Origin of the sequence: Pseudomonas sp. M1, from assembly GCF_022760135.1 — a bacterium.
Taxonomy (GTDB): Bacteria; Pseudomonadota; Gammaproteobacteria; order Pseudomonadales; family Pseudomonadaceae; genus Pseudomonas; species Pseudomonas citronellolis.
This window is the reverse complement of the sequence record NZ_CP094343.1, coordinates 260,776-283,598: the sequence shown is the minus strand read 5'-3', so window position 1 is coordinate 283,598 and position 22,823 is coordinate 260,776. Positions and strand designations below refer to the sequence as shown.

Annotated in this window: 12 protein-coding genes; 7 read left to right on the top strand and 5 right to left on the bottom strand. The window is 66.4% G+C overall.

All coding sequences use genetic code 11. The features are described 5' to 3' along the window. Positions 1–9 precede the first annotated feature (9 nt). Both PM1_RS01270 and PM1_RS01265 read right to left on the bottom strand, forming a co-directional pair. Positions 10–387, bottom strand: a complete 378-nt coding sequence (locus PM1_RS01270) for a hypothetical protein (RefSeq protein ID WP_238603209.1) — start codon at positions 385–387, stop codon at positions 10–12. Continuing rightward, positions 384–8,711, bottom strand: coding sequence for a two-partner secretion domain-containing protein (locus tag PM1_RS01265; RefSeq protein ID WP_009613805.1), 8,328 nt, complete (start codon positions 8,709–8,711; stop codon positions 384–386). The genes PM1_RS01270 and PM1_RS01265 overlap by 4 nt, the downstream gene beginning before the upstream one ends. Positions 8,712–8,901: 190 nt before the next feature. Here PM1_RS01265 and PM1_RS01260 point away from each other — a divergent pair, with 190 nt between their 5' ends. Then, the gene (locus PM1_RS01260; RefSeq protein ID WP_009613806.1) at positions 8,902–9,549 is read left to right on the top strand and encodes a DUF746 domain-containing protein; all 648 of its coding nucleotides are present in this window, start codon (positions 8,902–8,904) and stop codon (positions 9,547–9,549) included. Between the two features lie 53 nt (positions 9,550–9,602). On the opposite strand, the gene typA is transcribed toward PM1_RS01260, so the two are convergent. Together typA and thiI are read right to left on the bottom strand one after the other, a co-directional pair. Next, the gene (gene typA, locus PM1_RS01255) at positions 9,603–11,423 is read right to left on the bottom strand and encodes a translational GTPase TypA (protein WP_009613807.1); all 1,821 of its coding nucleotides are present in this window, start codon (positions 11,421–11,423) and stop codon (positions 9,603–9,605) included. 130 nt (positions 11,424–11,553) lie between these two features. Beyond that, entirely contained in the window at positions 11,554–13,059 is a 1,506-nt protein-coding gene (thiI, locus tag PM1_RS01250) for a tRNA uracil 4-sulfurtransferase ThiI (protein WP_009613808.1), read from the bottom strand. A 332-nt stretch (positions 13,060–13,391) separates the two neighbouring features. On the opposite strand from thiI, the gene glnA reads away from it, so the two are divergent. Beyond that, positions 13,392–14,801: a glutamate--ammonia ligase gene (gene glnA, locus PM1_RS01245; RefSeq protein ID WP_009613809.1), complete on the top strand. Its 1,410-nt coding sequence runs from the start codon at positions 13,392–13,394 to the stop codon at positions 14,799–14,801. Positions 14,802–15,391: 590 nt separating this feature from the next. Continuing rightward, on the top strand, positions 15,392–17,587 hold the full coding sequence (locus PM1_RS01240; RefSeq protein WP_043299942.1) for a mechanosensitive ion channel domain-containing protein: 2,196 nt from the start codon (positions 15,392–15,394) through the stop codon (positions 17,585–17,587). 15 nt (positions 17,588–17,602) lie between these two features. Here PM1_RS01240 and PM1_RS01235 read toward each other — a convergent pair whose 3' ends face one another. Beyond that, on the bottom strand, positions 17,603–18,373 hold the full coding sequence (locus PM1_RS01235; RefSeq protein ID WP_009613811.1) for a polymer-forming cytoskeletal protein: 771 nt from the start codon (positions 18,371–18,373) through the stop codon (positions 17,603–17,605). A 335-nt stretch (positions 18,374–18,708) separates the two neighbouring features. Here PM1_RS01235 and PM1_RS01230 point away from each other — a divergent pair, with 335 nt between their 5' ends. The 4 genes from PM1_RS01230 (at position 18,709) to ntrC (ending at position 22,548) form a co-directional block, all read left to right on the top strand. Continuing rightward, entirely contained in the window at positions 18,709–19,254 is a 546-nt protein-coding gene (locus PM1_RS01230; protein ID WP_009613812.1) for a DUF4124 domain-containing protein, read from the top strand. After that, on the top strand, positions 19,254–19,808 hold the full coding sequence (locus tag PM1_RS01225) for a DUF4124 domain-containing protein (RefSeq protein WP_009613813.1): 555 nt from the start codon (positions 19,254–19,256) through the stop codon (positions 19,806–19,808). Before PM1_RS01230 ends, PM1_RS01225 begins: the two co-directional genes overlap by 1 nt. A gap of 230 nt (positions 19,809–20,038) precedes the next feature. Further along, on the top strand, positions 20,039–21,121 hold the full coding sequence (glnL, locus tag PM1_RS01220) for a nitrogen regulation protein NR(II) (RefSeq protein WP_009613815.1): 1,083 nt from the start codon (positions 20,039–20,041) through the stop codon (positions 21,119–21,121). Then, positions 21,118–22,548: a two-component system response regulator NtrC gene (gene ntrC, locus PM1_RS01215; protein WP_009613816.1), complete on the top strand. Its 1,431-nt coding sequence runs from the start codon at positions 21,118–21,120 to the stop codon at positions 22,546–22,548. The genes glnL and ntrC overlap by 4 nt, the downstream gene beginning before the upstream one ends. Positions 22,549–22,823 lie beyond the last annotated feature (275 nt).

Below are 22,823 nucleotides of genomic sequence, written 5' to 3'. Positions count from 1 at the left end.
AGTCATAAGCTAAATCTTAATAAACTCAAAAGCCCGACAAAATAGCCGCTCTATGTCCGGCGACGCTTCAAGATAAGCAAGCGCTTCACTCGGAGCCAACGGCATATCGTAGGGCTCCTCTCCTCGACGAACCGCAATACCATAGAGTGCATATTCATCACTCTCAGAGTGCTCCCAGGTAGGAACATAGCCAACTATCTCGTATACCTTAAATATTTCGCCATGAAATTCCATCAAGTCATACAAAAATGCTGGAGAATTACTCCACGACAAAGCCTGAGCACTCCAGACATTTAGCTCCTTCGTGCTTATGGCTCCACAAAACAGGCAGGAAATAACAAATGCCATCAACTCATCACTGAAACAGTCAGGGTCACTTAGACTCACATTCCACCTCCCATGGCTTCGCCACCAATATGCCCCGTTTTCTTATGTACCAATTCGGGAACCAATTGCATTCGCCCACTGTCCTGATGGTGATGCCACGTATATCCATCGATTTTCTTCTCTCCCGCACTAATTTGCTGCAACTGCTTGGCAGTAAAGCCTGACGCACTTATCTGACCTTGCCGAATGGCTCCGGACAAGTGCTGAGTTGCAAGTTTCATCTGCCCTTCATAGCTTGCTGATTTGAATTCATTAATTGATATCCGCGTATCAAATGCAGCAACATCATCAAAAATAGGGAAACCTCTGTTATCGAACACAATCCCAGTCACTGGGTGACGCTGTCCTGCAAGATGGATATTCCGGCCATCAACTGGCGGAACTGTAGTCGAAATAACATTATCGCGACCATGAGTGGACTCAAGCTCGTTCCTAGCGGTATGCGGATTGTACGGAGCCTCTGAGCCTTTACCTTTTACGCCAGGCAGCTTTTCCAGCCCGACCACCAGGTCCGCAGCGTCACTGACCTTACCTTCCTGATAGAGCTTCTTTGCCTTCCCCAGGATTTGCGCGGCAGCGTCCCCCGCCCCCGGGACCACGCTCACCCCGGCCATCAGGTAGTCGAAGGGGTCTTTCGCGTCCAGAAATGCTTGAGCATCCCCGTAACCTGGAATGAACTCCGAGCCAAACTTGGCCATCGCCTCGGCCAGACGCCTGGAGTCACCGGCGGTAATCGGATCGTTGATCCGATAGATGCTGCGCAACTCGCTCTCGATGGTGTAAGCCATCAATTGCGGGTTTTGCATTGCCTGCTGGTACTGCTCCTGCGCCTCCGGCGAACGACCAGCCCATTTCAACGACTGCGCAGCCTCCCACGCCTCAGAGCGCAGGCGGGAACATGCCAAGCTGGTCGCCGCCGATGAACAGGCCGTTTGAAGAGCCAAGTCCCGGTCACGATCCAGCTTGTTCAGCTCATCGACCTTCCCGCAGGCATCGGAATCACCGCCATCGCAGGCTTGCTTGGCCTCCCAGCGCTCCTGGTTCTCCAGGTGATTCAGGTAGTTGTACTGCGTAGCGTTCTGCGCCACCCAGGCCCCGGTCTGCAGGCTTTGCGCATCGGCGCCGTCCAGGGTCGAGGCCGCCAGCAGGCCGACCAGTTGGGAGGTCATGTCGAGCAGGACCTTGTCGCCGCCCACCCAGGTGTCGAGCTGGTCCACCAGGGCTTCGTTGGCACCCGCCGCCAGGGCGCCGGTCTTGAAGTCGCCGCCGCTGGCCTCGGCCAGCAGGCCGCCGACCATGGCGTGGATCATCACCTTCTGGATGCTGCCGTCGGCGTAGACGCCCTTCGTGTAGTCGCCCACGGCGTTGAAGCTGACGGCGGCCAGGGTGTTGAGCAGGGTGCTCTGCAGGGCATCGCCCAGGTCGCCGCCCTGCCCCATGATCCGGCCCAGCGCCAATGCCGTGCCGTTCTGCAGCCCTTGGCTGGCGGCGAATTGGCCGATGCCCTTGAGGGAGCCCAGGTCGATGGTGATTTTGCCGGTGATGTCGCTGGGGGCGCCGGTCCAATCGTTGAAGTAGCCCTGGGTCAGACCGGCGGTGATGCCGGAGATGGCGTAGCCCTTGAGGGCATCGCTTGAGGTGGTGTCCTGCCAGACCGCGCCGAGGTCGCCGCGGTTGTTCACCAGACTGATCGAGGCGTTGGTCGCGGCCCCCGAGGCAATGGCCGCGCCACCGGCGGCGACGGCGCCGCCGCCCATGGCTTTCAGGGCGGCCGGCCCGACGTAGGCGGCCATCACGATGGCGATGGCCAGTTGCGCCCCTACGCCCAACCCCGAGCTGCTGTAGCTGAAGGAGTCATGCACCTCCTTGACGCGGTTCCAATCCACGTCCCCGCGCTGTTCGGCTTCCTTCAACCAGGCCAGATTCGGATCGGCCTGCACCATGGCGTCGATGGTCTGCCCGACGCTCTGCTGGTCGATGTGCTTGATGTCGATCTTCAGGCCTTCCACGGCCTTGATCGCCAGTTCGCCCTGGGCGATCAGCTGGCTCTGGCGCAGGGTTTCGTCGGTCTGGCCCTTGCCCTTGGCGGACTGCCAGGCGAGGTTGCCCTTGCTCTTTTCGTGGCTTTCCTGGTGCAGGTCCTTGACCGCTTCGAAGGTCACGCTGCCGCCGCTGAGGATGGCGATGTCGTTGCCGCTTTCGAGCTTCGCGCCCTGGTATTTCTGGTCGCCGCCGCTGAGCAGGGTGATGTCGGAGCCGGCGCTGATCTGGCTGCCCACCGCCTTCACGTCGGTGACTTCGTCGCGCTGGGTCTTCTTGCTGCCGAAGCCGCCCTTTTTCTCCTCGCTGTACAGGGAGTAGTCGCTGTCGTAGTCCGCCAGCAGTTCCAGTTTGTCGCCGGCCACCAGGTAGGCTTCGTTGCCCGCGCTGATCTGGCTGGCCACCAGGGTGAGGTTCTGCCCCGCGCTGACGACCACGTCCCCGCCCGCGCTCAGGCTGCTGCCCTGCTGCCGCACCTGGTCGTCCTGCTGCTCGACCTTCTTGCCGCCGCCCTTGTACTTCGTCTGGCTGTGGTCTTCGTTCGCCGCCGAGGCGAGGGTGACGTCGCGGCCGGCGCCCAGGGCGATGTCGCCCTTGGCGTCGATGTCGCTGGCGATGACACTGAGGTCGCGGCCGGCGCTGGCATCGAGGTTGCCGCCGACGCTGATTTCGCTGGCGTGCTGGGTGGTGCTGGCGAGGCTGCCCTGCATGCGCCGGCTCTGGAAATCGGCGCTGTCGGTTTCCCCGGCAGCCTCCAGGCGCAGGTCGCGCCCGGCCTGCAGGTGGGCGTCGCCGCCGGCCTGGATCGCGCTGCCGACGCTGAGCAGGTCGCGCCCGGCGTTGATCGCCAGGTTGCCGCTGGCTTCGATGCGGGCGGCGGCGTTGGCGATTTCCTTGTGGATGCGGTCGTTGCCGGCGCTCAGGTCGAGGGTGGTGATGCTGCGTTCGTTGATCACGTCGCCGGTCAGCGCGGTGAGGCTGACGTCGCGCCCCTTGAGGATGCCGCCGGCGGTGTTGCGGATGCTCTCGGTGGCCAGCAGGTCGAGGCGCTTGCCCGCTTCGATCAGGCCGCTGTTGCCGATGTTCGCCGCGGTGGCGCTAAGGTCGCCGCTGGCGCGCAGGGTGCCGGCGTTGTTCAGTTCGCCGCCGCTGATCAGGCTCACATCCTGGCCCTGGATCAGGGCACCGTTGGGCGCCAGGCGGTTGTCGGCCTGGGCCAGGTAGAGCACCGGCACCAGTACCTTCTCGCCGTTCACCACGGCCTCTTCCAGCCAGACGATGTCGTGGGTCAGCGCCGCCACCTGTTCGGCGGTGAGGCCCACGCCTACCGTCAGCTTGAGGCTGTCCTTGTAGGCGATGGCATTGTCCATCAGGTACTTGAACAGCGCCTCGTCGCTGGCCATGCCGTCGATGAAGCGCTGGCCGGTGCGGGCCACCACCGCCTGCTGGATCAGGCGCTGTTCGTAGAGGCCGTCGCCCAGGCGCTTCTGCGCCTGGTCCGGGTCGTAGCCGAGCAGGCCCAGCAGGTAGTCGGAACTGAGGAAGCTCTTCAGGCGGGTCAGCTCCGGGTTGGTCTCGATCAGGTACTTGTGGCTGTTGTCCGGCGCGGCGCTGCCCGGCACGCCCTGGACGCGGGAAAGCCCCTGGCCGAGGCCGGCGAGATCGGGCCCGTTCCCGGCGCCGGCGCTGCCGTCCTCGCCGCTCAAGCGGAACAGGCCGTTGCCGCCGCTGGGCAGGCTGAAGCCGGGAAGCTCCAGTGGGTTGACCTGCTGCTGCGCCAGGTCCGGCGGCAGCTGCGAGGTGATGGCGAACTGGCCGGTGGCGGCGCCGGTGGCCGTGCTCACGTCGCGCGGGTCGATGCTCTGGGCGCCGGCGTCGCGGCGCACCACGCTGTTGTCGAATTGCTCGCTGGCGATGATGCTGACGTTGCCTGCGGCCTGGATCACCGCGCTGGCCGCCGGGGCGCCGGACACCTGCACCTCGGAGATCATGAGGTTGTGGAAGTTGTGTTCCGGGTAGCCGCCGGACTCCAGCACCTGCTGGCGGCTCAGGGCGCCGGGGTCGTAGTCCGGCGAGTTGGGGTCGTTGTAGCGGTTGTAGAGCGCCTGGTTGCTGCGGAACGTCCAGTAGTAGGCGTCGGTGCGAGTGTAGAAGGCCCCGTCCAGGTGCCGCTCCACGCCGCCGGCCGCGCCCTGGTTGCGGAAGCGGGTGGCCTGGATGTCGATGTCGCCGCCCGAGGCGATGCTGCTGTAGAGGTTGGCGAAGGCGCCGCCGCGGAAGACGAAGTCGCCGCCGGCGGTGATCGTCGCCTGGGGCGAGTCCTGGGTGATGACGTCCTCGTAGCGCTCCCAGGACTGGAAGCGGAATTCGCAGCCCTTGCCGTCGCACACATCGTCGGCGTACATGCGGATGTTGCCGGCGACGATGCGCTGGCCGATGCGGAAGTCGTCGCCACGGCGGTTGTCGAAGTCCTGCGCCAGCAGGGTCAGGGCGCCGGCGCTTTCGATGCTGCCGGAGACGTTCTCGACCTTGGCCGCCCAGCCGTCCTGGTCGTTGGCGGCGATGTGCAGGTTGCCGAGGCTGTAGAGGTCGCCGGCACGGTTGCTGAGGGTGCCGACCCGCAACGCCATGTCGCCGCCGCTGAACAGCAGCCCGCCCTGGTTGAGCAGGTTGCCGGCCTCCACGCGCAGCCCGGCGGCGCTGCCGAGGCTGCCGAAGTTGTCGAGACTGGCGACGCGCACGCCGAGGTCGCCGGCGGAGCTGATGCGGCCGTGGTTGCTCAGGCCGCTGGCGGTGACGCTGGCCGCGCTGCCGCCGGCGATGCTGGCGGCGGCGCCGAGTTCGATCCGCCTCGCCCCAAGGCTCAGGTCGCCCAGGCTGGTGAGGCGCCCGGCGCCAGCGTAGGTGCCGCTCAGGTTCAGGCTCAGGCCGGCATCGCTGGCGATCAGCCCGTCGTTGCGCCAGTGGCTGCCGCTGCCGTCAAGGCCCTGCACGGCCAGCAGCTGGCCGTCGCTGCCGAGCTGCAGGCGGTCGACGTTGAGGGTGAGCTGGCGGGCCTGCAGGCTGCTGTTCAGGGTCCAGTCCGGCGCGTCGATGTCCAGCGCGGCCTGGGTGATGAAGTGGCCGCCGGCCTGGCCGAGTTGCCCCAGGTCGACGAGGAACTGGCCGTTGCCGGCGTGCAACACGGTGCCGCCGGCGTTGTGCAGGGCGCCGCCGCTCAGTTGCAGGGTGTCGGCGGCGGTTTCCAGGGTGCCCTGGCGATTGTCCAGCAGGCCGCGGGTGGCGATCCGCGTGCTGCCACCCTGGCCCAGGGCGCGCAGGCGGCCCTGGGCGTTGCTCAGGCTGGCGGCGTCGAGGCTCAGCCAGTCGCCGGCTTCGATCAGGCCGCCGTCGTTGTTCAGGGCGCCCCGCAGGCTGAAGTCGATGCCTTTCGCGCCGACCTTGCCGTTGCCGTTGAGGAAGTCGCCGGCGGCGAGGGTCAGCTGGTTGCCGGCGTAGAGACCACCGTCGCGGTTGTCCAGGGCTGCGCTGCCGCTGTCGACCTTGGCCTGGCCGGCGGTGGCGGCGAGATGCCCCTGGCGGTTGCCGATGCCGCCGCTGGCCTGGGCGTCCAGGTCCACGCCCTGGGCCACGCCGGCGTCGTTGCCGAAGTAGCCGGTGACGATCCGGAGCAGGCCCTGGGCGGCATTGAGGATGCCGCCGCTGTTGTCGGTGCTCGCGGCGCCCAGGTCGAGCCTGCCGCCGTCGCTCTGGATGCGGCCCCGGGCATTGTTCAGCGCACCGCTCAGGGCGAGGCTGGCGTCGCCCTGGCTGGAAACCTGCCCCTGCTGGTTGTCGAGGCCGGCGGCGCGCAGGCTGAGGCTGTCGCCGCTGTGGACGAGGCCGTCGTTGCCGTTGAGCAGGCGGCCGTCGAGCGCCTCGATGCGCAATGCGCCCTGGCTGGCCAGGGTGCCGCGGTCGCGGTTGTCCAGGCCGCCCTGGCCGAGGATCAGCTCGAGGGTGGACTGGCTGGACAGCTGGCCGCCACGGTTGTCCAGGCTGGCGGCCTTGAGCAGCAGGCCGGCGCCGCTACTCAGGCGGGCGTTGTTGGCGTTGATGAGCGCGCCGCTCAGCGTCGCCTCCAGGGCCCCCTGGCTGAGCAGTTGGCCACCGCTGTTGTCCAGGCTGCGGCCCTTGAGCAGCAGGCTGCCGGCGCTGATCTGCCCACCCTGGTTGAGCAGCCGGGTGGCGGCGTGGCTGAAGTCGAGCCGGCGCTGGGCGTCGATCAGGCCGGCGTCGCGGTTGTCGAGGGTGTCGGCGATGGCGAGTTCGACGTTGCCCTCGGCGGAGACGATGCCGCCGCGGTTGTCCAGGCTGGCCGCGCTGATCCGCTGGTCCCCCTGGCTGACCAGGGCGCCCTGGCTGGCGTTGTTCAGTGCGCCGGCGAGGCTGACGGCGAGCGCGCCGGCCTTGCTGGAGAGGGTGCCGCCCTGGCTGTTGTCCAGGCTGCCGCCGCCGACGCTCAGCCCCTGCCAGCCGGACAGCAGGCCCAGGCCGGCGTTGAGCAGCCGGTCGGCCTGCAGGTCGAGCCGTCCGGCGCTGATGATGCGGCCGCTGTCGCGGTTGTCCAGCAGCCGGGCGCCGAGGGCGAAGCTCTGCTGGCTGGAGATTTCGCCGTCACGGTTATCCACCGCGCCCAGTTGCTTGAAACTCAGGGCGCCGGCGCTGAGCAGCCCGCCCTGGCTGTTGTCCAGGTCGCCGCCCTGCAGGTCGAGGCCGAGCGCGCCGTTGCCCAGCAGGCGCCCGCCGCGCAGGCTCAGTTGCCGGGTGCGGATGTCGGCATCGGCCTGGGTGGAGATTTCGCCCCGGCTGCTGTCGATGTGCTGCGCAGCCAGCGTGAGGTTGCCGGCGCTGTGGATGAGGCCGTCGGCGCTGTTGTCCAGCTTGCCGGCGAGGTTGGCGTGCAGGGTGCCGCGGCTGGTGAGGGTGCCCTGGCCGCTGTTGTCCAGGCTGGCCAGGTCCAGGCGCAGGCTCTGTTCGGCGGCGAACAGGCCGAGGCGGTTGTCCAGGGCGCCGCCGCTGATATGGATGTGCTGGCCGCCAATCTGGCCGTTGCGATTGTCGAGCACGGCGGCGCGGGCCTGCAGCTGGCGCGTGGCGATCAGGCTGCCGCTGTTGCGCAGGTTCTGCGCATCGATGGCCACGTCGCCGCGGGCGTTGCGGCTGTTGTCGGCATTGACGCCGGCCTCGATCACGCCGCTGTTGCTGAGCTGGTTGGCCTTCAGTTCGAGGGTCGAGCCCGCCGCCAGGCTCTGCGCATTGCTCAGCGCACCGCTGGCCTGCACGCTGGCACTGCCCCCGGCATAGGCCGGGCCGTTCAGCGCCACGTCCTGCCCTTTCAGCGCCAGGTTCCCGCTGGCCGAAGCCTGGGCCAGCTGCAGCTTGCCGTTGGCATCGATGCGGATGTCACCGGCGCTGGCCGCCATGTTGCCGGCCAGTTTCACGCCCACGCCTTGTTCAGTGCCGACCAGGCGGATGGTGTTGGCGTACATGCCGCCCAGGGCGGAGCTGTCGATGGCCAGTTGCGGTTTGGCGCTGCCGTCGTCGGGCTTGGCGGTGGCGGCGAGACTTTCCGCATCCACCGTGTTGCGGCCGGCCACCACGGTGAGCTGCTTGGCGTACAGGTCGGCGTTGAGCTTGGCGCTGCGGGTGATCAGTTCGAACTGGTCGAGGTTGCTGGCGTTGAGCCCGGCGCCTTCGATGGCGATCTCGCCGCCGTCCACGTCGTAGCCTTGCAGGCGTTCGCCGGCCAGGATCGGCTTGCCGGTGCTGAGGGTGGCGCGCGGGGTATTGATGAAGCCGCAGCCGTTGCAGGTGATGCCGTGGGGGTTCGCGACTATGACGTGGGCGCCCTGCCCGGCCACTTCGGTGTAGCCCTTGAGCTGCGAGGGACTGGCCCCGGTGACTTCGTTGAGGATCTTCTGCGCCGCCTGGCCCTTGAGGTTGGGGTTGCCAATGATGATCCCGCCCAGTTGGGTGCTGGCGGTCTTGCCGGTGGCGTTGTTGAGGATCAGGCCCTGCTGGCCGATGTTGTAGTCGCTGAATTTATTGTGCGAGAGGCCGTTGCCGTTGGGCGTGGCGATGTTGACGATGGGCACGCCGTTGCCCGCCGCGCCCAGGCTGGTGTTGCCACCGGCGGCCGCATCCACCGCCAGTTGCGCGGCGGTCGCGACTATGGGGTTGAGGAATAGCAGGCCGGCCAGGGCGCTGGCGATGGCCTGATAGAAGGGGCGACGGATGTCCATATCGGGGGCTCGCGCGGGGTAATCGTTGACCCGGCGGACTCTATTCCCCTACTCAGCGTGAGGCCTTGAGGAGTTCCAGCCTCCTTGCGTAGGCCTTTTCCGAACTATGCCCAGTCACCCACGGAGCACATTCACAAGGCCCCGGCGCCGCAGCTCAAATAGCGCTCCGATGTCACGCAAAGCCCGCCCCATGCCCCGCCGCCAACTCGACCACGCCTTGCCCATTCTCGACCGTGGCCAGGACATCCCCCGGCACGAAGACCCCGCACTGACCGCCTTCCTGCAACGGCACATCGACGAAGTCCTGTCCAAGGACCCAACACCGCCGCCCTGCCATCACTGCGGCAGCCACCAGGTGGTGTTGCGCTACCGGGGCAGGCCACCGAACGGCATTCCCTATTTCAATTGCCGGCACTGCGGCAAGGGCTTCAACCGGCGTACCGGTACGGCGCTGCAGAGCTTCCTACGCTGCGACAAGCTGGAGGCGTTCCTGCCCCTGCTGTCGCAACAACGCTCGATCGCCAATGCCAGCGAACGGCTGGGGGTGTCGCACAGGATGCTGTCCCGCTGGGTCAGGGTGTTCCGCCAGTGGCTGCTGAGGCTCGACCCCAGCGGCGAGTGGGAGGCGAAGGTCAAGCTGGGCATGCGGCCCGAACTGCCTGCCCTGGAATGCCCACGCTGTGGCAACCGCGAGCACTTTTTCCGCTTGGGCTTCGTCGACGGCAGGCACCAGGGCAAGCGGATGTTTCAGTGCAAGGCTTGCCGGCGCTGCGTGAGCGAGCCGGACGAGCATTTCAGGATGCGCATCGCAAGCCGGGCAGGCGCCACGGAAAAATGAAAAAGGCCCCGCCGGATCGCTCCGGCGGGGCCTTCTTCATGCTGCGGCCGGGATCAGACCTTGGCGCGTTCGTAGCGCTTGCGGTCGTTCTCGTTCAGCAGTTTCTTGCGCAGGCGGATGGACTTCGGCGTCACTTCCACCAGTTCGTCGTCGGCGATGAATTCCAGCGCCTGCTCCAGGGTGAAGCGGATCGGCGGAACCAGGGCGATGACTTCGTCCTTGCCGGACGCGCGCATGTTGTCGAGCTTCTTGCCCTTGGTGGGGTTGATCACCAGGTCGTTGTCGCGGCTGTTGATGCCGGCCAGCTGGCCTTCGTAGATCTCGTCGCCCGGGCCGAGGAACAGCTTGCCGCGGCTCTGCAGGGTTTCCAGCGAGTAGGTCAGCGCGGTGCCGGTGGCCATGGAGACCAGTACGCCGTTCTGGCGGTTGCTGACTTCGCCGGCCTTGATCGGGCCGTAGTGGCTGAAGGTCGAGGTCAGGATGCCGGTGCCCGAGGTCAGGGTCAGGAAGTTGTTGCGGAAGCCGATCAGACCGCGCGCCGGGATGGTGTATTCCAGGCGCACGCGGCCCTTGCCGTCGGGGATCATGTTGCTCAGATCGCCCTTGCGCAGGCCCATCTGTTCCATCACCGAGCCCTGGTGCTGCTCTTCGATGTCGATGGTGACGTTCTCGTAGGGCTCCTGCTTCTCGCCGGCCTCGTTCTCGATGATCACCACTTCCGGACGGCCCACGGCCATCTCGAAGCCTTCACGGCGCATGGTTTCGATCAGCACGGACAGGTGCAGCTCGCCACGGCCGGAAACCTTGAACTTCTCCGGGCTGTCGCCTTGCTCGACGCGCAGGGCCACGTTGTGCAGCAGTTCCTTCTCCAGGCGCTCCTTGATGTTGCGGCTGGTGACGAACTTGCCTTCCTTGCCAGCGAACGGCGAGTCGTTGACCTGGAAGGTCATGCTCACGGTCGGCTGGTCGACGGTCAGCGGCGGCAGGGCCTCGACGTTCTGCGGGTCGCACAGGGTGTCGGAGATGAACAGTTCTTCCATGCCCGAGACGCAGACGATGTCGCCGGCTTCGGCTTCCGGCACTTCGACGCGCTGCAGGCCGGAGTGGCCCATGATCTTCAGGATGCGGCCGTTGCGCTTGCTGCCGTCGTCGCTGACCGCCACCACCGGGGTGTTGGACTTGACCTTGCCGCGGGTGATGCGGCCGATGCCGATCACGCCGAGGAAGCTGTTGTAGTCCAGCTGCGAGATCTGCATCTGGAACGGGCCGTCGACGTCGACCACCGGGGCCGGGACGTGGTCGATGATCGCCTGGAACAGGGCGTCCATGTTGTCGTCCATCTTCTCGTGGTCCATGCCGGCGATGCCGTTCAGGGCGCTGGCGTAGACGATCGGGAAGTCGAGCTGCTCATCGGTGGCGCCGAGGTTGTCGAACAGGTCGAAGATCTGGTCGATGACCCAATCCGGACGCGCGCCGGGGCGGTCGATCTTGTTGACCACGACGATCGGGCGCAGGCCGGCCTTGAAGGCCTTCTGGGTCACGAAGCGGGTCTGCGGCATGGGGCCGTCCTGGGCGTCGACCACCAGCAGCACGGAGTCGACCATGCTCATCACGCGCTCCACCTCGCCACCGAAGTCGGCGTGGCCGGGGGTGTCGACGATGTTGATGTTGTAGCCGTTCCACTTGATCGCGGTGTTCTTCGCCAGGATGGTGATGCCGCGTTCCTTTTCCTGGTCGTTGGAGTCCATCACGCGCTCGGATTCCGCTTCTTTGCGGTCGAGGGTGCCGGACAGCTTCAGCAGCTTGTCCACCAGGGTGGTCTTGCCATGGTCGACGTGGGCGATGATGGCGATGTTGCGGAGATTTTCGATCACGGTGTCTGTCTCGGTAAAAAGTAGCTTCAAGCTGCAAGCCACAAGCGGCAAGCAGGTGGAAATATCGTTCAGGTACGGACGTCCGGAGGATGCCTGCGCCAGGTTGCGTTTCGACTGATGCGGCACAGGATCATGCGGGACCGCTCTTCTCTTGCAGCTTGCCGCTTACAGCTTGCAGCTGCCCAACGGGCCTGTAGACCCGCACATTGGTGTGCCCTTCGTTGACCAGGTGGTGGGCGTGCAGGCGGCTCATCACGCCTTTGTCGCAGTACAGGAGGTACTGGCGGTTGGGGTCCAGTTCCTTGAACTTGCTGTTGATCGCGTAGAACGGCATGGCCAGCACTTCGATGCCTTCCAGCGCCAGGGGTTCATCTTCCAGGGCGTCGGGGTGGCGGATGTCGACCACGATCTGGCCGGGCAGCACCTCGTCGACCATCTCCACCGGCAGGTCCTTGCCCAGCTCGTCGATGACGCGGTCGACGGTCATCTGGGTGGCGCGCTCCAGGGCGCGGTCGAGCACGGCCATGTCGAACTTGGTCTCTTCGTGCTCGACGCGGTAGGGCTTGGCCTGGGTGGTCGGGTTCACCGAGATCACGCCGCAGTATTCGGGCATGTGCTTGGCGAACTCGGCGGTGCCGATCTTCGTCGCGGTGTCGATGATGTCCTGCTTGTGGCTGACGATCAGCGGGCGCAGCACCAGGGTGTCGGTCACCCGGTCGATCACCGAGAGGTTCGGCAGCGTCTGGCTGGACACCTGGGAGATCGACTCGCCGGTGACCAGCGCGTGCAGCTCCAGGCGCTCGGCCACGCGGCTGGCGGCGCGCAGCATCATGCGCTTCAAGGTCACGCCCATGTAGCTGTCGTCGACCTTGGTGAGAATCTCGCCGACCACTTCCTCGAAGGGCACGCTGACGAACAGCACGCGCTGCGAGCGGCCGAACTTCTCCCACAGGTAGTGGGCCACTTCCATCACGCCCAGCTCGTGGGCGCGGCCGCCGAGGTTGAAGAACACGAAGTGGCTGATCAGCCCGCGGCGCATCATCTGGTAGGCCGCCACGGTGGAGTCGAAGCCGCCGGACATCAGCACCAGCACCTGCTCCAGGGCGCCCAGCGGGTAGCCGCCCAGGCCCTCGTGCTGGGCGTGGATGACGTACAGGCGGTCGTGGCGGATTTCCACGCGCACCTGCACTTCCGGGTTCTTCAGCGATACCCCGGCCGCGCCGCAGTGCTGGCGCAGGCCGCCGCCGACGTAGCGTTCCACGTCCATGGAGGTGAAGGCGTGCTTGCCGGCGCGCTTGCAGCGCATGGAGAAGACCTTGCCGGGCAGCAGGTGGCCGAAGTGCTGCTTGCACTTCTCGAGGATGTCGTCGAAGTCGCCCAGCGGGTATTCGTGCACTTCCAGGAAGTGGCCGATGCCCGGCACGCAGGTCAGGCGCTCGATCATCTCGCGCAGCGCCTTGGCGTCGGTCACCCGGGTTTCCACTTCAAGATTGTCCCACTCGCCCTCGACCAGCAGCGCCGGGTCCAGGTCGCGCAGCACGGTGCGGATGTTCTTCGCGAGCTGGCGGATGAAGCGCTTGCGCACCGGCCGGCTCTTGATGGTGATTTCCTGGAAGACCTTGACGATGAGTTTCATGCGAGAAAAGGCACGAGCCCGAAGGGACGAAAAAAAGGGGCGGAATTATACCTGAAATTGCTCAAGACTTGAGCAGTCGAGCGCAGATTCTTTTTGGCGCACCAAAATGGACGCATGCACCATCATGCAGCACCAAATCAGTGCAACAATTCCGTCATTCGCGCCAGCTACCGTGCGCAAAGCCCTGTAGCGCGGGGTCCTGTCCAAAATCGGGCACTGGCACGCTACTTGCTCTCTTGTGAGGCAGGTTGCCCTGGCGGAGTATTCCGGCCGGCATCACCCGATACTGGGGCACAGAAAGCTCCCAGCTCTAATCCCTCCTGGAGGACAGCATGTCGTACAAGTCGCACCAACTGATCAAAGACCATGACGTGAAGTGGGTAGACCTGCGCTTCACCGATACCAAAGGCAAGCAGCAGCACGTCACCATGCCGGCCCGCGACGCGCTGGACGATGACTTCTTCGAAGCCGGCAAGATGTTCGACGGCTCCTCCATCGCCGGCTGGAAAGGCATCGAAGCCTCCGACATGATCCTGCTGCCGGACGACAGCACCGCCGTGCTGGATCCGTTCACCGAAGAGCCGACCCTGATCCTGGTGTGCGACATCATCGAGCCGAGCACCATGCAAGGCTACGAGCGCGACCCGCGCAACATCGCCAAGCGCGCCGAGGAATACCTGAAGTCCACCGGCATCGGCGACACCGTCTTCGTCGGCCCGGAGCCGGAGTTCTTCATCTTCGACGAAGTGAAGTTCAAGTCCGACATCTCCGGCTCGATGTTCAAGATCTTCTCCGAGCAGGCTTCCTGGAACACCGACGCCGACATCGAGTCGGGCAACAAGGGCCACCGTCCGGGCGTGAAGGGCGGCTACTTCCCGGTACCGCCGGTCGACCACGACCACGAAATCCGTACCGCCATGTGCAACGCCCTGGAAGAAATGGGCCTGGTGGTCGAAGTTCACCACCACGAAGTCGCCACCGCCGGCCAGAACGAAATCGGTGTGAAGTTCAACACCCTGGTGGCCAAGGCCGACGAAGTCCAGACACTGAAGTACTGCGTGCACAACGTCGCCGACGCCTACGGCAAGACCGTGACCTTCATGCCGAAGCCGCTGTACGGCGACAACGGCTCGGGCATGCACGTGCACATGTCCATCTCCAAGGATGGCAAGAACACCTTCGCTGGCGAAGGCTATGCCGGCCTGTCCGACACCGCCCTGTACTTCATCGGCGGCATCATCAAGCACGGCAAGGCCCTGAACGGCTTCACCAACCCGTCGACCAACTCCTACAAGCGTCTGGTCCCGGGCTTCGAAGCCCCGGTCATGCTGGCCTACTCGGCCCGCAACCGTTCCGCCTCGATCCGTATCCCCTACGTCACCAGCCCGAAAGCCCGCCGCATCGAAGCGCGCTTCCCGGACCCGGCGGCCAACCCCTACCTGTGCTTCGCCGCGCTGCTGATGGCCGGCCTGGACGGCATCCAGAACAAGATCCACCCCGGCGATGCCGCCGACAAGAACCTGTACGACCTGCCGCCGGAAGAGGCGAAGGAAATCCCGCAGGTTTGCGGCAGCCTGAAAGAGGCGCTGGAAGAACTCGACAAGGGCCGCGCGTTCCTGACCAAGGGCGGCGTGTTCACCGACGAGTTCATCGATGCCTACATCGAGCTGAAGTCCGAGGAAGAAATCAAGGTGCGCACCTTCGTGCACCCGCTGGAATACGACCTGTACTACAGCGTCTGATCCACGAATACCTATAAGTAGCGACAACATTAAGGCCTCCTTCGGGAGGCCTTTTTTATTGGGTGTGTTTTATTGGGCGTGCGCAGGGTTGCTGCTTTTCGTAGGAGCGAGCTTGCTCGCGAACGGTGTCCTGTCGTTGGGGGCGGTGTGCATCCTCAAGAGCGCCCTCTCCCTAACCCTCTCCCTGAAGGGAGAGGGGACCGTTTGGAGTACTTGGATATTCCTGAGTCAGCCGGCAGCGCCGTTGGTGTCCGACTGAAACCATTCCTCCTCTCGGCACGGACTAGCCCCCTCTCCCTTCAGGGAGAGGGCTGGGGAGAGGGAGCGGCGTCAAACCGAAACACCCAGCCCACCTGGCCCCCTTCGCGAGCAAGCTCGCTCCTACAGTTCCAGGGAAGCACGGCTTTTCGTAGGATGGCGTTGAGCGAAGCGATACCCATCACCACGGCAGCATGGGTATCGCAAGCTCAACCCATCCTACGAAGAGTGCCTCGGCGCAAGGCAGTTGCTCCTACAAAGCGAGCATCTCCCCTCCAATTCGGCTCAGCCCCCCGCATCTGTATGATGTGCCGAGTTTCGCCTGCTCCGGAGTGCCATTCGTGACCGATCTTCTTCGCCGCTTCCTGCTGCTGTGCTGCCTCAGCCTGGGCCTGCTCCTCGCCGGGCCGGCGTCCGCCGCGCTGCCCAGCATCCCCGGCGTGACCGGTGGCGATGCCAAGGTCAGCGACGCCCAGTTGCAGCAGTCGCTGGACCAGGTGATCAAGACACTGGAGAACGACCAGCAGCGCAGCGACCTGCTGAAGAAGCTCAAGCAACTGCGCGACGCTACCAAGAAAGGCGCGGAGGACCAGAGCGGCGTGCTCGGCCTGCTCGGCGACACCCTGGGCAGCCTGGAGAAGCGCTTCGAAGGCGCCAACAGCCCGACGCTGCGCTGGAGCGGCCTGTTCCAGCAGGCCGGCGTGGAGCTGCAGGAGCGCACGCCGTCCTGGCAGGAATGGCCGGGGATGATCCTCGACTTCTCCCTGGTGCTCCTCCTCTGGGCCTGCCTGGCCCTGGGCCTGCGCTGGCTGGCGCGGCGCATGCGCGAGCGCTTCGGCCTGGCCGACGAGCTGCCGCAGCACCCCAAGACCCGCGACCTGCTGCTGTTCGCCCTGCGCAAGCTGGGGCCCTGGCTGGTGGCCTTCCTGATCACCGTGTACCTCTCCGTGGTGCTGCCCAGCTCCCTGGGCAAGCTGCTGGCCATGGTGATCGCCTACGTGCTGGTGTGCGGCACGCTGTTCTCCGCGCTCTGCGTGATCTCCCTGTCGCTGCTCGGCGGCCCGCACCGCACGCGCGCCCTGGACATCCTGCGGCGCCGCGCCTTCCGCCCGCTGTGGCTGATCGGCAGCCTGGCCGCCCTGGGCGAGGTGATGCACGACCCGCGGGTGACCGACAGCCTCGGGCAGAACACCGCGCTGACCGTGGGCTCGCTGGCGAACATCTGCGCCGCGCTGTTCACCGCCCTGTTCGTCCTGCAGTTCCGCCGGCCCATCGCCCACCTGATCCGCAACCAGCCGCTGGAGCGCCGCCTCAAGCGCCGCAGCCTGCACGAGCTGGTGGAGCTGGTCGGCTCGCTGTGGTACGTGCCGGTCCTGCTGCTGGTGGGCATCTCGCTGTTCGCCACCGTGGTCACCGCCGGCGACAGCAGCTACGCCCTGCGCCGGGCCCTGCTGTGCGCGCTGATCGCGGTGGTGGCGATGACCGTCAACGGCCTGATCCGCCGCGCCCACCTGCGCTCGGCGCAACGCAGCAGCCGGCGCAGCGCGCCCTACATCGAGCAGCTGCAGAACTTCGGCTACACCCTGCTGCACCTGGCCACCCTGCTGGTGTTCCTGGAAGTGGGCCTGCGCGTCTGGGGCATGTCGCTGATCGGCTTCGCCGAGGGCGACGGCTCGCAGATCAGCCTCAAGCTGATCAGCTTCGGCAGCACCCTGCTGGTGGCCTGGCTGATCTGGATCCTCACCGACACCGCGGTGCAGCACAGCCTCGGCCTGGGCGGGAAGAACCGCGCCAACACCCGCGCGCTGACCATGCTGCCGCTGATCCGCAACGTGCTGTTCATCACCATCGCGGTGATCGCGCTGATAGTCGCGCTGGCCAACATGGGCATGAACGTCACGCCGCTGCTGGCCGGCGCCGGCGTCATCGGCCTGGCCATCGGCTTCGGCGCGCAGTCGCTGGTGGCCGACCTGATCACCGGGCTGTTCATCATCATCGAGGACTCGCTGTCGATCGACGACTACGTCGACGTCGGCGGCCACCTCGGCACGGTCGAGGGCCTGACCATCCGTACCGTGCGCCTGCGCGACCTGGACGGCGTGGTGCACACCATCCCGTTCAGCGAGATCAAGAGCATCAAGAACTACTCGCGGCAGTTCGGCTACGCCATGTTCCGCTGGCCGGTGCCGGCGAGCATGCCGATCGACGACGCCCTGGCGCTGGTGAAAGACGTGGCCGGCGAGCTGCGCAACGACCGCACGATCAACCGGGCGATCTGGTCGCCGCTGGAAATGCAGGGCGTCGAGAGCTTCGACAATGGCCAGGCGATCCTGCGCTTCCGCTTCAAGACCGCGCCCATCCGCCAGTGGGAAGTGCAGCGCGCCTTCAACCTGCGCCTGCGCCAGAAGCTGGACAGGGCCGGGCTGGAACTGGCCATGCCGCGCCTGAACGTGCAGCTCTCACGCATGCGCAAGCCGCGCGAGGAAGGCCCGCAGGACCACGCCGAGCCCGCCGACGGCGGCATCTGAGGCCGCCGGCGCGGTTCAGACCGGCTTGCGCGGGGCCTCGGCGCCGGCCCGGGCATTGACCTGGGCGCCCTTCTCGGCCGTCACCTGGCCATAGACCTTGCAGCCCTCGTTGATCCGCACCCGCTCGGCGTTGATGCTGGTCGGCGAGCCCTGCGCGCCGACCACGCAATCGCGCCCCAGGCTGACGCTGCGCCCGGCGCTCAGCGGCCCGGCGACGCGCGAGCGGCGGCCGACGCGCACCGAACCCCGGGCCAGGATGGCGCCGGCCACTTCCGCGCCTTCGTCCATCCACACGCCACCCTCGACCCGCACCGAGCCGAGCACGCGGGAATAGCGGCCGAGATACAGGTCGCCGCGCACCAGCAGGTCGCCTTCCTGGCAGCCGCCGGCGGCCACGCGGTACTCGCCTTCCTCGACCTGGCGCCGGCCGCTGCCGGCAGCGACGATTCCGGTCGGCGTGCGCGAACAGTCGCCGAAGCGGATCTCGCCCGCGCAGATGCGCCAGAACTGCAGCGGCGGGCGGATGCGCACCAGCCCCTCCACCACCAGCGGCCCGTGCAGGCAGCGATCGGCCGGGTGCAGGCCCAGCGGCAGGTAGAGCAGGTTGTTCGGCGCCGTGCTGGCCTGCGGCTTCGGCAACGACGGCGGCTCGGGCAGTTCGCAGGCGTGCCAGGTGGCCGCGGCGGCGCCGGCCGGCACGCTGGCGGTGCTGACGACGGGCAGCGGCAACAGGCGCGGCAAGGCCACCAGCAACAGGGCGATGAACAGCGGCAGCAGAAGGGTCATGCTAGGCGCCTCCCGCTGAAGGGGCCGGCCCGCAGGCGGCGGGACGAAGGGATGGACATGGCGTTCACTCTGGGCGCCCCGGCGAAGGGGCGCGCGTACGATTCAGTGCGCCTATCTCAAGCCATGCCCCGGGAAGTACCCTTGACATTTGTCAGAAAACGCAGAGATCAACAACGAAACCACGCTAGATATCAAATAAGTTCGACAAAAGCAGCAGCACTCCGTCGGCTGCGCACTGTTAACTCCCGCGCAAACCCGGCGGCGTGATGGCGTTTCACTTGCCACCCGTCGGCGCCGATGCAAGGCTTAGCCCATTGTCTTCCGGGAGATCACGCATGCGCGTGCCAGTCCTCTGCCTGCTGCTCGCCCTGGCCGTGCCGGCCAGCGCGCAGATCTACAAGTACACCGACGCCAACGGCAAGACGGTATTCACCAACCAGCCGCCCAGCGGCGTGGACGCCAAGCCGGTGGAACTGCCGCCGACCAACACCGTGGGCGCCCAGCAGCCCGGCGCGCCCATGGGCAGCGGCGATGGCGAGCAGCGCCAGGCCCGCTACGCCATCCTGGCCATCACCGGGCTGCCCGACGAGGAGGCCCTGCGCGCCAACGACGGCAACTTCGACATCGAGGTGGCCATCCAGCCGCAACTGGCCATGGGCGACCGCCTGCAACTGCGCCTGGACGGTCAGCCCTACGGCGCGCCCAGCAGCTCCACGCGCTTCAGCCTGAACAACCTCGAACGCGGCGACCACAGCCTCTCGGTGGACGTGGTGCAGGGCGACCGTGTGCTGCAGTCCAGCGCGCCGGTGAACTTCACCCTGCAGCGCATCAGCACCAACAGCCCCGCGCGCGTCCGGCCCATGCCGAGGAGCGGCAACTGATGAAACGCGCCCTGCTGCTCGGCCTGCTCCTGCTGGCGGCGTTCCAGGCCAGCGCCGAGGTCTATACCTACATCGACAAGGACGGCAACCGCGTCTTCACCGACCAGCCCAGGCGCAGCAACGCCCAGCGCCTGAACCTGGCGCCGCCCAACGGCATGCCGAACATGCCCCCGCCGCTGTACGCGCCCGCCGCCTCGGCCCTGCCGCCGCAGCCGCCGCAATACCAGGTGCTGCGCATCCTGGTGCCCGAGCCCGACGCCACCGTCCGCGCCAACAACGGCGAGCTGATCGTCACCGTCTCCAGCGACCCCAACCTGCTGCCCGGGCACAGCTTCCGGCTGTTCCTCGACGGCGTTCCGGTGGGCGAGCCCAGCCGCAGCCCGGTGTTCCCCCTGCACAACCTCGATCGCGGCACCCACCAGCTGTCGGTGGAGATCCTCGACCAGCGCGGCCAGACCCTGGAACAGACGCCCAACCAGCCGTTCCACATGAAGCGCGTATCGGTCGCCGAAAGCGACGCCGGCGAGCGGCCCGCCCTGGCATCGCGCCCCTGAACCCAGCGAATTTTCGCACGCCCTCTTAAGAAGCCTTCCCCGAAGATGCGCACCACTTTGGTGCGCTTGCCTGCACCACTTTCTATACTCTCCCCATTTCGGGTCACGCTGACGGCCCGTTTTCCTTGAGGAAATGCCACGAGTCGGCGCAGATCGCGGCCTGGCGCGTCTTTTCGGGGCTTGGTTTGCTTTTTGCATTTTCCTGCCCAACCTTGGAACGCCTGTCCGCCATGCCTACAGAAACCCAGCTCAGACTGTTGCTCGACAACCTCACCACGGCGGTGATCCTGCTCAACGCCGAACTGCGCCTGGAGTACATGAACCCGGCCGCCGAGATGCTCCTGGCGGTCAGCGGCCAACGTAGCCACGGGCAGTTCATCAGCGAGCTGTTCACCGAATCCCAGGAGGCCCTGCAGTCGCTGCGCCAGGCGGTGGAGGAAGCGCACCCGTTCACCAAGCGCGAAGCCACGCTGACCTCGCTCACCGGCCAGAGCATCACCGTCGACTACGCGGTGACGCCCATCCTCAACCGCCGCGAGACCCTGCTGCTGCTGGAAGTGCACCCGCGCGACCGGCTGATGCGCATCACCAAGGAAGAGGCCCAGCTGTCCAAGCAGGAGACCACCAAGCTGCTGGTGCGCGGCCTGGCCCACGAGATCAAGAACCCCCTGGGCGGCATCCGCGGCGCGGCCCAGCTGCTGTCCCGCGAGTTGCCGGACGAGTCGCTCAAGGACTACACCAACGTCATCATCGAAGAGGCCGACCGCCTGCGGAACCTGGTGGACCGCATGCTCGGCTCGAACAAGCTGCCGCAATTGCGGGTGACCAACATCCACGAAGTGCTGGAGCACGTCTGCAGCCTGGTGGGCGCCGAGACCCAGGGCAGCATCCCGCTGATCCGCGACTACGACCCGAGCATTCCCGACCTGCTGCTCGACCGCGAGCAGATGATCCAGGCGGTGCTCAACATCGTGCGCAACGCCATGCAGGCCATCGCCGCGCACAACGAACTGCGCCTGGGCCGCATCACCCTGCGCACCCGCACCCTGCGCCAGTTCACCATCGGCCACACGCGCCACCGCCTGGTGTGCAAGGTGGAGATCATCGACAACGGCCCGGGCATCCCGGCCGAGCTGCAGGACACCATCTTCTACCCCATGGTCAGCGGCCGCCCGGACGGCACCGGGCTGGGCCTGGCCATCACCCAGAACATCATCAGCCAGCACCAGGGGCTGGTCGAATGCGAGAGCCACCCCGGCCACACCGTATTCAGTCTGTTCCTGCCCCTGGAACAAGGAGTGCACCACCCATGAGCCGTTCAGAGACCGTCTGGATCGTCGACGACGACCGCTCCATCCGCTGGGTACTGGAAAAAGCCCTGCAACAGGAAGGCATGACCACCGTCAGCTTCGAGAACGCCGATAGCGTCATCCACCGCCTCGGCCGGCAGCAGCCGGACGTGATCATCTCGGACATCCGCATGCCCGGCTCCAGCGGCCTCGACCTGCTGGCGCAGATCCGCGAGCTGCACCCGCGCCTGCCGGTGATCATCATGACCGCCCATTCGGACCTGGACAGCGCAGTGGCCTCCTACCAGGGCGGCGCCTTCGAATACCTGCCCAAGCCGTTCGACGTCGACGAGGCCGTGTCCCTGGTCAAGCGCGCCAACCAGCACGCCCAGGAGCAGCAGGGCCTGGAGGCGCCGGCCAACCAGGCGCGCACCCCGGAGATCATCGGCGAAGCGCCGGCGATGCAGGAGGTGTTCCGCGCCATCGGCCGCCTCAGCCACTCCAACATCACCGTGCTGATCAACGGCGAGTCGGGCACCGGCAAGGAACTGGTCGCCCACGCCCTGCACCGCCACAGCCCGCGCGCGGCCGAGCCGTTCATCGCGCTGAACATGGCGGCGATTCCCAAGGACCTGATGGAGTCCGAACTGTTCGGCCACGAGAAGGGCGCCTTCACCGGCGCCGCCGCGCAGCGCCGCGGGCGCTTCGAGCAGGCCGACGGCGGCACCCTGTTCCTCGACGAGATCGGCGACATGCCGGCCGACACCCAGACGCGCCTGCTGCGCGTGCTGGCCGACGGCGAGTTCTACCGCGTCGGCGGCCACACCCCGGTGAAGGTCGACGTGCGCATCATCGCCGCGACGCACCAGAACCTGGAAAACCTGGTGCGCGAGGGCAAGTTCCGCGAGGACCTGTTCCACCGCCTGAACGTCATCCGCATCCACATCCCGCGCCTGGCCGACCGCCGCGAGGACATCCCGGCGCTGGCCCGGCACTTCCTCGCCCGCGCCGCGCAAGAGCTGGCGGTGGAGCCCAAGCTGCTCAAGCCCGAGACCGAGGACTACCTGAAGAACCTCGGCTGGCCAGGCAACGTGCGCCAGCTGGAGAACACCTGCCGCTGGATCACCGTGATGGCCTCCGGCCGCGAGGTGCACATCGACGACCTGCCGCCGGAGCTGCTGACCCAGCCCCAGGACAGCCTGCCGGCGGCCAACTGGGAACAGGCCCTGCGCCACTGGGCCGACCAGGCCCTGGGCCGCGGCCAGTCGAGCCTGCTGGACAGCGCCGTGCCGGCCTTCGAGCGGATCATGATCGAGACCGCCCTGAAGCACACCGCCGGCCGCCGCCGCGACGCCGCTGTGCTGCTGGGCTGGGGACGCAATACCTTGACGCGCAAGATCAAGGAACTGGGCATGAAAGTGGACGGCCCGGACGACGAAGGCGACGACTGAAGCACCCTTGGAGCGATCGAAGGGGCCCTGGGGCCCCTTTTTCGTGGGGGAGTGTTCTTGCACCTTGTAGGAGCGAGCTTGCTCGCGAACGGAGTTTCCAGGTGGCCTTGGTATTTCGGTTTGACTCCGCTCCCTCTCCCCAACCCTCTCCCTGAAGGGAGAGGGGGCTTGTCCGTGCCGAGAGGGGATTTGGTGTCAGCCGGGTGCTCGGTACAAGCCGGCTAACGCCGAAACCCCCGAGCACACCGAACGGTCCCCTCTCCCTTCAGGGCGGG